Genomic DNA, 13,110 nt, shown 5'->3' on the forward strand with positions numbered 1-13,110 from the left:
CAATCAACAGCGCCTCCACCAAACCCTCGGCTATCGAACCCCCGACCAGGTGGAAAAAATTCTCAGGTGTACCTGATTCAATCTGTCCACCATCCCGGTGCATCTCACTCTGACCCTCATTGTTTTTTTGGGGGGAGGGGTTAGGGTTTTTCGGCCCAGCGGGTGCGGATTTCGCGGATGGCGGGGAGGCGGGTGGTGAAGAGGTCGACGAGCTGGGGGTCGAAATGGCGGCCTTTCTGCTCGTGCAGGAAGGCGACTGCGTCTTCTTCGGTCCAGGCTTTCTTGTAGGGCCGCAGCGAGGTCAGCGCGTCGAAGACGTCGGCGATGGCCACGATACGGCCGACCAGCGGAATCGCTTCGCCGGCCAGGCCGTTCGGGTAGCCGCTGCCATCGTATTTTTCGTGGTGCGTGAGCGCAATCTGGCGCGCCAGGGCCAGCATGCCGCTCGCGTGTTCGCCGATGATCTCGGCGCCGATCGTCACGTGGCTCTGCATGATCTTCCATTCGTCGGCGTCGAGCGGTCCCGGTTTTTGCAGGATGCGGTCCGGGATGCCGATCTTGCCCACGTCGTGCATCGGCGCCGCGTGCAGCAGGTCGTCCGCTTCCGTTTCGTTCAGGCCGGCCGCAATGCCCAGGATGTGCGAAAAATGGCTCATGCGGATTACGTGCAGGCCGGTCTCGTTGTCCTTGTACTCGGCCGCCAGGCCCAGGCGCTGGACGATCTCCAGGCGGCTCGCGCGCAGCGCTTCCATGCGCACCAGCGACAGGTGGGTGCGCACGCGCGCGCGCACCACCGGCGGGCTGACCGGCTTGGTGATGTAGTCGACTGCGCCGGCTTCGAACCCTTCCACTTCGTCGGCCGTCTCGGTCAGGGCGGTCACGAAAATCACCGGCACCGACGCCGTGGCCGGATGGGCCTTCAGCGCCGCGCACACTTCGTAGCCCGACATCCCGGGCATCATCACGTCCAGCAGGATCAGGTCGGGCTGCTCCTGGCGTGCCAGTTCGAGTGCGCGCGCGCCATCCTTGGCAAACAGCAGGCGGTAATGATCCTGCAGTATCTGGCGCAGCAGTTGCAGGTTGCTCGCTTCATCGTCGACGGCCAGGATCAGCGGTCGGGTAGTCGGTTGGTTCATGCGGAAGGATCGTTGGTGGCGTCGCCAGGCGCGCCGTCAGAGGACTCGGTCCCCAGGATCGCCAGCACGGCTTCCAGGTGATCGAGGGCGAGATCGAAGTCGAAATCGGCAATGGCCGACTGCACCTGGACCACGCGGGTGATGGCCGGGTGGGCGGCCAGCGCCACGGCCAGGCTGGTCATGGCGCCGTCGTTCAGGGCGCCGCGGCGCAGCGCTTCGAGCAGCACGCCGCCGGCGCGCCGCGCGCGCGTCAGGTCGATGCCGGCGCCTGGCGTGGCCGGCACTGGCGTGGCGGCGACATTGCCGATCGCGGCCAGCGCGGCCTCGAGCGCCTGTCCCGCCACGCCGAGCGCCTCGGCCGCGTGCCGCTCGTCCGTCGGCACCGCATTGGTTGCCTGCTCCAGCGTGGCCAGCGCGTCGGACAAGCGCTCCAGGCCGACGTTGGCGGCGGCGCCGCGCACCTTGTGCGCCAGCATGCGCAGCTGCACGTGCTCGCCGCCGGCGGCATGCAGGCGCATCGCGCCGTCCAGCTGCGCGTACTGGCGGCTGAAGTGGTCAAGGGCTTCGGCGTAAGCGTCTTCGCGGTTGCTCCAGCGGTGCAGGCCGGCGCGCCGGTTGAGCACTTCGCGTGGCGCCGCCGGGACGGCGGCCGCTTCGACCGGCACGCCGCCTTCCAGACCAAGTACGCGCGCGATCTCGTGCGACAGGGCGAACCAGTCGACCGGCTTGCTGGCAAAGCCGTCCATGCCTGCATCGACGCTGGCCTGGCGGTGCTCGGCCAGCACGCTGGCGGTCATCGCGATCACCGGCAGGCGCGCGGTGCCGTGACGCGCCTCGTGCTCGCGAATGGCGCGCGTCGCGTCCAGGCCATCCATCACCGGCATCTGGAAGTCCATCAGCGCCACGTCGTACTCGCCGCTCGTGGCCAGTTCGACGATCGCGCCGCCGTCGCGCGCGGCCGTCATCGTGTGCCCGCGGCGCGTCATCAACAGTTGCATCAGTTCGAGGTTCTGCGGCACGTCGTCGGCCACCAGCACGCGCAGCGGCGGCAGCACGGCGGCGCTGCGCACACGCGGCGCCTGGTTGCAAAAGCGCGCCAGGATCAGCGGCACGCGCACGTGGAAGGTCGCGCCCTGGCCTGGCTGGCTCTCGGCCCAGATCCGCCCGCCCATCAGCTCGACGAGCTGCTTGCTGATCGTGGTGCCCAACCCCGTGCCGCCGAAGCGGCGCGTCATCGAGGCGTCGGCCTGCGTGAACGGATCGAAGATCGCGGCCAGGCGCTCGGGCGCGATGCCGATGCCGGTGTCGATCACGGCGATGCACAGCTGGTCGACATCGGCGCTCACGGTCAGCGTCACGCCGCCGGTGGCGGTGAACTTGATCGCGTTGTCGAGCAGGTTGGTGAGCACCTGGCGCATGCGCAGTTCGTCGCCGCGCAGGCCGGTGGGCAGCGCCGGGTCGTACTGGATATCCAGGTGCAGGCCCTTGGCGCGCGCATTGGCCGCCAGCGTCGACGATAGTTCATCGATCAGCGACAGCAGGTTGTAGTCGTTCTGTTCGAGTTCGACCGCGCCTTTTTCGAGCTTGGCCGTGTCGAGGATCTCATTGAGCAGCCGCAGCAGGGCGCGGCCGGCGCTGCGCACGGTGTCCAGGTGGCGGCGCTGCTCGACATTGAGTTCGCCATCGAGCAGCACGTCGGTAAAGCCCAGGATCGAATTCATCGGCGTGCGGATTTCGTGGCTCATATTCGCCACAAAGGTCGCGCGGGCGGCCGCGGCCTGCTCGGCCTTCTCCTTGGCGCAGCGCAGTGCTTCTTCCATCTCGCGCCGCTCGGTGATGTCGAGGATGACGCCATCGAGGTACTGGAGGTTTCCGGCGTCGTCATGCACGCCGGTGCCGTTTTCCCAGAGCCAGCGCACGCTGCCATCGGCATGCAGCAGGCGGTATTCGACCAGGTACGGCCGGTGCTCGCGCATCGCGGCGCTGGTTTCCTTGCCCACCCGCAGGCGGTCTTCGGCGTGGATCATCGCGCCGAACACGCGGCGCGGCGGGCTGCCCAGGAAGTCGCGCGCCGGGTAACCGGTGACACGTTCGACTGCATCGCTGATGAAGATCATCGGCCATTCTTCATTGAGCGCGCTGCGGTACGAGATGCCCGGAATATTGCCGATCAGGGAGCGGAACTGCTGCTCGCTGGCCTGCAGCGCGCTTTCCATCGCGCGCCGCTCGCTGATGTCGGTGACGAAGCAGACAAACAGGTCCTGCTCGCGCAGCCGCGCATGGCCGATCGCGCCCCGTACCGGGACTTCGTGGCCATCCTTGTGCAGGCACCAGGTCTCGGTGCTGGTGTTGATGCCTTCCAGGCTGCCGCGCGCCAGCACGGTCAGCACGTTGAACTTCGCGGCGCGACCACGCTCCGTGAGCAGCAGCGCGATGCTGCGCCCGACGATCTCGCCGCGGCGCCAGCCGAAGATACGCTCGGCCGACGCATTGAATTCAGTGATGATGCCGTCGCGCCCGACCGTGATCACGCCGTCGACCGTGGTGGTGAGCAGGGCGCGCATCCAGGCTTCACTGCGCGAGAGGTCCTGGAACATCTGGCGATAGCGCAGCAGGCCGTTCACGCCCAGTACTGCCACCGACAGCGCCACCGTGGTCACCGTGATCGACAGCGCCAGGAAGCCGCTGTTGGCAGCGGCCGCGCCGGCCGGATCGACCGTGCCCGAAAAGCGCGCAGCGGCCATGCCGGTGTAGTGCATGCCGGCGATCGCGCAGCCCATCACGCACGCCGACAGCAGCAGGCGGCGCGATTCGGACACCGACTGAAAGCGCGACAGGCCGTGGCGCACGCTCAGGGCCAGCGTGGCCAGGATCACGGCCACGAGGATCGAGACCGCGAACGTGAACGGGTCGTAGTGCAGCGACAGCCGCATGCGCATGCCGTCCATGCCGGCGTAGTGCATCGCGCCGATGCCGGCGCCGACCAGCACGCCGCCGACCAGCAAATGCGACAGGCGCAGTTCGGGACGTGAAATCAGGCTCAGCGCCACCCACGATGCGCCGATGCTGGGCAGCGCCGACAGCAGCGTTGTCCAGTGGTCGTAATGCACCGGCGTGCACAGGTCGAAGGCAAGCATGCCGATGAAGTGCATCGCCCAGACGCCGGCGCCGAGCGCCAGGCTGCCCGTGCCAAGCGCGATGGCGCGGTGCGACGGATGGGCGCTGGCCTGGCCGGTCACCTGCAAGCCCATCCACGACGAGAAGATCGCCACCAGCAGCGACAGTCCCACCAGGGTGGGGTCGTACATCCCGTACGTCAGCAAGGATGGATCTTCAGGAACGGCAAACGATGGCAGCATAGTGAAGGCAGGGTTGTGCTGGAGTAAAGAAAACTTCCATGGAGCATTAAATCGAAGTATTGCATTTTCCGAATTTACTGTGTTGGTGCACGTGAGATTGCTGGACGAATTGTTGTGTTCTGTAGCGTCCAAGCGACCATCTCAGGCTGTTCATTGCGTAAAAATCATGCTCGCTGTTATGCTGGGGGTGCGGTCAACAACTTCCCGACGCCCTTGCGCGCCGTGCCGATGGCGGTCATCCCAAGAGAATCAAATGCGATTTCGGCAACTCTGCATTGGTCTTGTCATCCTGTCGGGCAGCCTGTCGGCAATGACGCGGGCGGCCCCGCCGGCGGCGCCCTACCTGTCGATCACCACCGAAAGCTCGGCGCCATCGAGCATGCTCGAGGACGGGCGCGTGGTCGGCATTGCCACCGACAAGATCCGGGTTGTCATGGAACGGGCCGGGGTCACCCACGACATCACGCTGCTGCCCTGGAAGCGCGCGTACGCAGCGGCGCTGCAGCAGGCCAATGGCTGCGTGTACTCCGCCACCCGCACGCCGGAACGGGAAGCCCTGTTCAAGTGGATCGGGCCGACCGACGAGGCGCAGTGGGTCCTGATGGGGCGCGCCGACCGCGCCTGGCGTATCACGAACCTGGAGGACGCACGCGGCCTGCGCATCGGCACCTACACCGGCGACGCGCGTGATACTTATCTGCGCAGCCGGGGCCTTGTCGTCGATACGTCGCCCCATGACATGCTCAATCCACCCAAGCTCCTGCAGGGCCGCATCGACCTGTGGGCCGCCAGCTGGCGCGCCGGCAGCGACGTGCTGGCCCGGAATGGCTGGGACAAGCAGATCGTGCCGGTGTTCGTGTTCAACCGGGTCGCCGTCTACCTGGCCTGCAACCGGGCCGTGCCCGACGCGCTGGTCAAGCGCCTGAATGCCGGGTTTGACGCGATCGAGCGCGACGGCACGGCACGCGCCATCGAGCAGCGCTACGAACGGCGTGCTACGTCACGTTGACCGGGGCAAGTACGCCACGGCGTGTCCTGTCGCAGACCAAGAGCGCGCATGGACGTGTGCACGTGCCATCGGCATCGGGACGGACTTGCCAGACACCAGACCCGGCTGCGTGCCGCTGCTGCTGGAGCGCAGCTTGCACACATGATAAGCTGCCCCATTCTGCAAAAAAGGTGAGTTCATGAGCGCGTTGGTGAGGACGGGGATTGTGGGGCTGGACGAGATCCTGCACGGCGGTATCCCACGCAATAACAACCTGCTCGTCGAAGGGCCGCCCGGTGCGGGCAAGACGACGCTGGGACTGGGCTTCATCTACCGCGGCGCCGTCGACTTCGACGAGCCGGGCGCCATCGTCTCGTTCGAGCTCGACCCGGCCAAGCTGCTGCGCGACGCCGCCGGCTTCGACTGGGACCTGCAGGGCATGATCGACCAGGGCCGCATCAAGATCATCCAGACCAGCCCCGCCGTGCTGATGAGCGAATTTCGCAGCAGCGACGGCGCGTTCTCGGCTGCGCTGACCGCGATGGGCGCCAAGCGCCTGCTGATCGACGGCCTGACGCCATTGCGCCTGTACGCCGAAAGCAACGACATCCCGTTCCGCGAAGACGTGCATCTGCTGATCGAAGGGCTCACGCGCCTGGGCGTGACGACGATGGTCACGGCCGAAAAGGATGCGTCGCTCGGCGGCGTATTGGCCCATGAGCGCTTCGTGTTCGACACCATCATCTCGCTGACGTTCGAGGAATCGCGCCGCCGCGTGCACCGCCGCTTGACGGTGGCCAAGTCGCGCGGCCAGGATTTCATCGGCGGCAGCCACACCATGCGCATCGAGGCGCACCAGGGCGTGCACGTGTACCGCCGCGCCCAGTCGCGCCCGGTCATGTCGCCCGATCAGCCGACGTCGGAAGAACGCCTGTCGACCGGCTCGCCCGCCATCGACAAGATGATGGACGGCGGCATCTACAAGGGCTCGGTGACGCTGGTCAGCGGCATTTCCGGCACCGGCAAGACGGTGCTCAGCGTGCAGTTCCTGAGCGACGCGATCAAGAACGGCCACAAGGCGCTCTTGGTGAGCCTGGACGAACACGCCCGCCAGCTGATGCGCAACGCGAAGCCCCTGGGCTTTGATCTGCAGGCACTGGTCGATGCGGGCGACCTGTTCATCCATTACGAGTCGCCGCTTGAACTCGAGCTGGACGTGCACTTCGACCGCATCATCAAGCTGGTGGAAAAGGAAGGCATCGACTGCGTCGTGTTCGATTCGATCGCCGTGTATGAAATGACCAGCCGCAGCGAAGTGGCCGATTACCTGTACGCGCTGGCGAGCTTCTTCAAGAACCGGCTGGCCACGACGCTGTTCAACTACGAAAGCCCCGAACTGCTGGGCGTATCGCAGATCAGCGAAGAGCTCAAGGGCTCGCACCTGGTTGACAACATCATCCTGCTCAACTACGTCGAAATCTCCACCGTGCTGCGCCGCGCGCTGGCCGTGCCGAAGGTGCGCGGCAGCCGCAACCTGCAAGTAACGCGCGAATACACGATCGGCCTGGGCGGCCTGAATCTGCTGGACGAAAGCGACAACAATAACCAGGCCGTCCCGCAGTTACCCTTCTCGTCGTATTACGGTCTGCTGTCGCGTTCGCCATCGCGCCAGAGTCCAATGATCGAGGAAGCCGTCGCCAATGGCGAGCCCTTGCCCGAGTCGACGCACCAGCCGGTCGAAACCAACCGGTGATCGCCGTCGACCTGCCGGACAAGCCGCCCATCGACTGGGACGACTGGCGCGCGCCGCTGCGCCAGTACACCGAGGCGACCGGGCTGGTGACGTCCGTCTACGACGCGACCGGCGTGCGCCGCATCGGACCGCTGACCGGCTCGCGCATGTCGACCTTCCTTGCCGAGCAGTCGACGCTGTGGGCCGAGGACGGTCCCGGCACGGCGCTCGAGCGCAGCCTGGCACGCGACGTCTGCCAGCAGGGCGCACCTGGAGCCAGCGAGTTCAGCGAAGGCTTCTGCGTGCGTGCGTTGCCACTGCTCTTGCATGGCGATGTGTATGGCGTGCTGGTATTCGGCTGGCGCTTTGCCGATTTCAGCTCGCCGCTGGCCTGCGAGCGCATCGGCCGGCAGATCGGCGTGTCGGGCCATCTGCTGTGGAGTGAAGTGCGGCTTGACGCGCCTGTATCCGCGCAGCGCATGGCCACCTATGAAACCCTGCTGCTTACGCTCTCGGGCACGCTCGACCGGCAGCGCGAAACCATCGACGACCTGACGCGCGTGAACCGCACGCGCGAACTGTTCCTGGCGACCGTCTCGCACGAGATGCGCACGCCGCTCTCGGCGCTGTCGATGCGCATCGAGCTGATGCTGCGCACGATCCCCGACCTGCCAGAGAAGGCCGTCAGCGGCCTGGAATCGATGCGCGTGCACGTGCGCCAGGAGGCCGGCATGGTCGACGACCTGATCGACGCGGCGCGCACGCTGACCGGGCAGATGTCCATCGTGCGCAAGCCGATCGTGCTGGGGCAGGTGCTGCGCGAAGCCATCGCCACGGTAGAGCCGCATGCGCATGCCAAGCAGATCCTGATGCAGGTGACACCGGCCGATTACGGCGCGGACATCCGCTTTGAGGCGGATGGGCAGCGGCTGCAGCAGGTGTGCTGGAATCTGCTGTTCAATGCGGTCAAGTTCACGCCTGTTGGCGGGGTGATCCGCATTGGTATCCGCCGCAGCGGGGGATGGGTCGAGATCGATATCGCCGATTCGGGGCAGGGGATCGAGGCGGACGATCTGCCGCATGTGTTTGGCGCGTTCAAGCTGCAGCAGCATGACAATGCGACCGGGCTGGGACTGGGGTTGTATATCGCGCGGCGGATTGTGGAGCTGCATGAGGGGACGCTCAGTGTCAGCAGTGAAGGGAGGGGAAGGGGGGCGACGTTTGCGATTCGGTTGCCGGTTGGACCAGCTGGGGTGGCGGCGCCTAGTGATCCTGAGGCGGGATAGCAAATCCGCGCTTCCTGGCAAGCGGCACGTCCAGGCGCGTTGGCGCATTGGCGAGTGACTGCAGCTCGATGAAGCTTGAACCGGATAGAGTGGAAGAAGAGCCGATAGCTTCCGGAAAATCACCGCGTCGCTACGCGGATCTCTTTGAGAGCATGCCGAACCTCTTCGGGCTGGGCCTCGACACTAATGCGTTGTTTGACCAGCTCTCGCCTTAGCGTGTCTGCTCCGCCGTAAGCCTTCGCGAGCCGGGCAGCAAAGTCCGCAGCAAGACGCTGCATCATGTCGAACGGGAACTCGTCATCGAAAACTCTCGCTGAGAAGAGTTGCCGGGCGTCGCCGTCCAGGACGTCGCACTTGTCCCCATTCACGCCAAGAATGAAACCGGAGCCTCCCGCCGTGTACTGCCGGTCAGCGCTTGCCGGTTTGTTGTCAACATCGTAACCGTTGAGCAGATAGTACGTCCGCCCGGACGCATCGCTCGCTTTGGCGAAGACGAACCACACGCCGGAAATCTCTTCGCTATCATTCAGCGCATGGCATTCAGAAGCCAGCTTGGCGGGGAGCGGCTCAAACTTTACCCGCTCGCGATCGTATTGCAAGCCCAACAGCGGCTCTTGAAGCATGCGTGGCGGTGGCGCGCCCATGGCCGATGTGCATGCCAGAACGAGCAAAAACGGGGCGAGAAGCTTACGGACGGTAGAAGACATGTGGTGGCCTTTGCTTACGGTATTCTGCTCCGCCCCAAAAATCACGCTGCTTGAAGTCGGAGATCCAGATCCGGCCATCGAAGGCCGCGATGTGCCCTGAGACGTTCCCTTTGGGGTAAGGTTGAATGACGACGATGTCTCCTTTCATCGGCATAAAGGTATCGGAATTCTCCACGTTGAGTCTGTGAAATCCGAGCCTCAGCAGTATAGGGCCCCAGTTCTTGGCATCGATTGGATGTATTCCCTTGGTATGGGCGCCGCCCGCTTCGAGGGCCTCCCGCACATACATCGCGCAACGGGCAATGCTGCGCGGCCTGGCTTTCGTCCTGAGGTGGTGAGTGTAGCGTTCAATATCGACTGGCATGATGAAACTACCCGATCTTGTTTTGCGGAAGATCACACCCACTCAGCGTCTGAGCACCGGCGCCACCACTCATCTTTTGTTTGCTGTCTCTCCAATTCACCTTCGCAAACGTCAAGCAGACGTTTTCAGACAGGCACGAGGCAGATTCAATGCAGGGAGTTACTTGGCTGATCAATAGATTTTTGAGCTCAGTCCCGACGTGTTGCCGCTGTTTATCGTCGCCCTTAGTATGCGTGAACTCGAACTTCAACTTTGGAACGTAAGCGCTGTTTTCCGACTTCCATTTGATTCCATTGGTTCGTAGATAAATGTCGGTTGCCATGACTTCTCCTACGTATGTATTGAGAAAGCCATTCTTGCGCCTGCATGCGATTTTGTTTTTGGATCACCTCAAGGAAATCTCATGCGTAGCTCGTTAGCTAGTGTCAGGTCTGACATTCGGACGCAGGCTCAGCTTTGCACGAGTCAAGTGCAAAGCCCGGGTTTACTTTTTGCCCGGCTCCAATGCTAGGTGACGGCATTGGGAAAAGCTGATATTTCCTCAGTTACGCCTTGAAAAGCGAGTGTGTTTGACTACGTCAGAATTGGTGTCCAAATGTCAGACCTGAACTGGAGCGAGTGCCCCAGAAGACCATGACCTCACCGTGCCATGCAATTCCATCGCCCGTGGGGTGCGCTAGGCTGAAGACGCTTGATGATGCGAAGGCAGATAGCAAAAAACCCGCGCTTCCTTGGGAAGATGACGGGTTTTAGCGTAATACGAATGCGTGATGCGAGTAGGTGGTGCTCCGGCCGGAATCACATATTCCTATGGAAAATTGCGGTTCGAAGAATAAGTACCAGCAAAAATACCATCAGATGGTTTTGTTGCTGAGCGCGCCCTGAATAGCCCTACGGCTTCTGCTTCGGCTCGTGCATCAAGTCACGCCGGATATCGTTCCAGGCGTTCTCAAGAGCTACTTTGGCAGCCGGTATCACTTTCGTCATACCAACCATCGCTGCAGGGACATCTGGCGGGACATCGAAGATGGCATTGCTGGTTTCGCTCATTGCAGCATTCAAGTCTTTGGCATACTGTTTCTCGGTGTCTAACATGAGTACAACAGTAGCCTGAGTACTGAGCAACTGGTTTCGTAAAGCCTCACCCTCGTCAGAAAGCGGGAACCTCGGGTTCAGCGCCGCCTTAAGGTTCATCTGCTGAACGGCGCCAACGTAAGACACTAGCGCACTGCGAAGATCGAGCTGCCAAGTGTGGCGGAAATTCGCTGTGTTGCTTCGAGTCTGTTGGCGATTCGTCCGGGCAGCAAAGACAGCTGCCGCAATTGCAAGGGCCAAAGGAGTAAGTAGAACCGCGACCCAATCGGTAGGTGAGTCTACCTCAATCTTGATGGGTTGAGGCGCTACAAGAATCTGCGACTGAGTGCCACTAATGCGTGCGCTGACATTGGGCGCAGTTGGGGGCGCAACAACTGCCTTCGCTTTACTCAAGCCTGCGTCATTGGTTTGCAAAGCGACGGCGGGTTTATTGGCTTCCATGATAGGCAGGTTGTGAAATTGGATATTCTATCTGTGATCGCACCAACTGGACGAAATTCGTCGGCTTGGTGGCCGCTGCTGGCGTATCGTTGCGGCGGCCGGCCTGATGGTGGTCCTCGTACGAAATTCGTCCGCACAGCGCGCGACTAGAAAGCAACGTTTTTGCACGTTTTTCGCGCTTTTTCTGGTCAGCGCAGATCCCGCCAATTCCCCATGGATGCCTTGCTGGTACTGGGCCTACGGCGATCTCAGGCCGTCAGTTCGGGCTAGGAAAAAAAGTTTCAATTCGCGGTTCTGCACAAAGAGGGGGCAGGCGGTCCCCTTGGAGGAAGGTCACAGAGATTTGGATGCCCCCGGGGGCTTGCTTGCCGGGCGCTGGCGGCGACGGCGCTGACTGGGCGCTGGATGGCTTGGTGTCCACGTCTGATGAGCTTGTGGGGCCGCTGACGGCCGCGCGATGGCGCTGTTGCTATGCCTGGGAGATTGAAAGAGTGGTGCGTGCCACGCGGTCACACATTCCGCTGCACGCTCTCGGGGTTTGATGATGCTGGGCCACTCACCGAGTAACGCCCTGAACTTGCTATTTCTGCTGATCGTTAATCAAACGTAATGCCTGTATCTACGGGCGCGCTTTGGCGCCCTGTGTCACTTTTGTGGCACGCCTGCAATCAGCGCACGCCGGTCACTACCGCGAGCGCCTTCGGATACATCACAGCGATGTCGGCGCGCACGTGGCAGATGAAGCCGACCTCACCAGTGCCGGCGAACAGCTCCTTCGCTGGCTGGATGCTCACCTGCTCGCGCATCATGAACAGCACCTTGGAGAAATCGCCTACGTAGATTTCGCTGCAGTCCTTCGCCGTGCCCACGGTCAGGTTATTCGGCACCTGGCTGGTGGCGATCATGTTCCAGCTCTCCAGCATCGATGGCTTCTCGATCGGATGGCCGAGGTTGTCGGTCAGGCCGGCCAAGCGCACCAGGGAGCGTGGCGACATGATGGCGGCGGCCGGTTGTGACGCGTCCGCCTGCAGGATCGATTGGGTTGCTCCCAGCAGGTTTGCGTAACCAGCCAGCGCGGCACCGTTGGCGCCGTTGTCGACCTTTTGGATACCTGGCGTGTTGAGGATGCCGAGTGGTTCGGGCGCGATGCCTGACCCGCGAAGGCCCACGCGGTCCAGCTCCTTGGCGAAGGCCTGGGCAATGGCGATGTTGAGCGCCTCGGCCATGTTCGACGCATCGGCCAACAGCTCACGGCTGACCTTGAAGATGAACGCCAGGCTCTTGGGCTGTGCGACCACGGCGCGGAAGGTGGCGTCCGACATAGCCACCGCGCCCGACTCCAAGCGCCATTGAGCGTTCGGGATCGTGTCGATGGCGGCGGTGGTGAAGCTCTTGGCGCCGCCGTCCAGCGGCACGATGCCAGCGCCAGCAGACAGCAGGGACGATGCTGGGACCAGGGCTTCCAGGATGCCCGGCATAACCACACTCGGCAACAGGAAGCCGCCGGCGGTGTCGGTACCGCTGGACAAGGCGGCCTGCACAGCTGCGTTGGACTTCATCCCGGCCACGCCCCGCACGAAGTCATCGATGCGGATCTCTTCGCCAGGCCGGCCGCTGTTCATGGCGCCATACTGCACGCCGTTGTTCATGGCGCTGTAGTGGGCGCGGATATCCTTGCTATTGCGGAGCACTTTGACGTCGCCGCCAGCGTGGTTGCTGGTGGGTTCGATCAGACTTTGCATACCTTTCTGCACCGTCTGGATTTCGGCTTTGATCGCGTCACCGCGCGCCATTTCCTTGTTGAACTCGACTTCGTTCTTTTGGGTCCAGCTTGCGGCCGGCGTGGTCTCGAGCATCTTGTTGCAGTTCGCCTGAACTTGGTCGAGCTCGATGCGCAGGTCTTGTAGCGATTTCATGGAATTCCTTGTGAGAAAGTGTCCTGACAGAATCGCGTAATCGCGCCTGCGCCTCAAGCTGCTATGGGGCGCACTGAGGTGCTAGT

Annotated in this window: 10 protein-coding genes; 3 read left to right on the forward strand and 7 right to left on the reverse strand. The window is 63.1% G+C overall.

Translation table 11 applies throughout. The annotated features are described in order from the left end of the window. Positions 1 to 140 precede the first annotated feature (140 nt). A complete protein-coding gene (locus AC56LV_RS15665) occupies positions 141 to 1,136 on the reverse strand; it encodes a response regulator (protein WP_499558916.1) in 996 nt (331 codons plus the stop codon). After that, positions 1,133 to 4,444, reverse strand: a complete 3,312-nt coding sequence (locus AC56LV_RS15670) for an MHYT domain-containing protein (protein ID WP_499558918.1) — start codon at positions 4,442 to 4,444, stop codon at positions 1,133 to 1,135. The genes AC56LV_RS15665 and AC56LV_RS15670 overlap by 4 nt, the downstream gene beginning before the upstream one ends. 304 nt (positions 4,445 to 4,748) lie before the next feature. Here AC56LV_RS15670 and AC56LV_RS15675 point away from each other — a divergent pair, with 304 nt between their 5' ends. The 3 genes from AC56LV_RS15675 (at position 4,749) to AC56LV_RS15685 (ending at position 8,501) form a co-directional block, all read left to right on the forward strand. Beyond that, positions 4,749 to 5,504: a substrate-binding periplasmic protein gene (locus tag AC56LV_RS15675; protein ID WP_499558920.1), complete on the forward strand. Its 756-nt coding sequence runs from the start codon at positions 4,749 to 4,751 to the stop codon at positions 5,502 to 5,504. 178 nt (positions 5,505 to 5,682) lie between these two features. Then, entirely contained in the window at positions 5,683 to 7,236 is a 1,554-nt protein-coding gene (locus AC56LV_RS15680) for an ATPase domain-containing protein (protein WP_499558922.1), read from the forward strand. Next, positions 7,233 to 8,501, forward strand: a complete 1,269-nt coding sequence (locus AC56LV_RS15685) for a sensor histidine kinase (protein ID WP_499558923.1) — start codon at positions 7,233 to 7,235, stop codon at positions 8,499 to 8,501. The genes AC56LV_RS15680 and AC56LV_RS15685 overlap by 4 nt, the downstream gene beginning before the upstream one ends. Before the next feature lie 119 nt (positions 8,502 to 8,620). On the opposite strand, the gene AC56LV_RS15690 is transcribed toward AC56LV_RS15685, so the two are convergent. The 5 genes from AC56LV_RS15690 to AC56LV_RS15710 form a co-directional block, all read right to left on the reverse strand. Continuing rightward, the gene (locus AC56LV_RS15690) at positions 8,621 to 9,208 is read right to left on the reverse strand and encodes a hypothetical protein (protein WP_499558925.1); all 588 of its coding nucleotides are present in this window, start codon (positions 9,206 to 9,208) and stop codon (positions 8,621 to 8,623) included. Then, on the reverse strand, positions 9,189 to 9,572 hold the full coding sequence (locus tag AC56LV_RS15695; RefSeq protein ID WP_499558927.1) for a CHAP domain-containing protein: 384 nt from the start codon (positions 9,570 to 9,572) through the stop codon (positions 9,189 to 9,191). The genes AC56LV_RS15690 and AC56LV_RS15695 overlap by 20 nt, the downstream gene beginning before the upstream one ends. Positions 9,573 to 9,579: 7 nt before the next feature. Beyond that, a complete protein-coding gene (locus AC56LV_RS15700) occupies positions 9,580 to 9,894 on the reverse strand; it encodes a hypothetical protein (protein WP_499558929.1) in 315 nt (104 codons plus the stop codon). Positions 9,895 to 10,463: 569 nt separating this feature from the next. Then, positions 10,464 to 11,108 (reverse strand): hypothetical protein, encoded by a 645-nt coding sequence (locus AC56LV_RS15705; RefSeq protein WP_499558931.1) that lies wholly within the window; start codon positions 11,106 to 11,108, stop codon positions 10,464 to 10,466. 668 nt (positions 11,109 to 11,776) lie between these two features. Next, positions 11,777 to 13,024, reverse strand: coding sequence for a phage major capsid protein (locus tag AC56LV_RS15710; protein WP_499558933.1), 1,248 nt, complete (start codon positions 13,022 to 13,024; stop codon positions 11,777 to 11,779). Between the last annotated feature and the right edge of the window lie 86 nt (positions 13,025 to 13,110).

The organism is Telluria sp. RB2R28 (assembly GCF_059685835.1).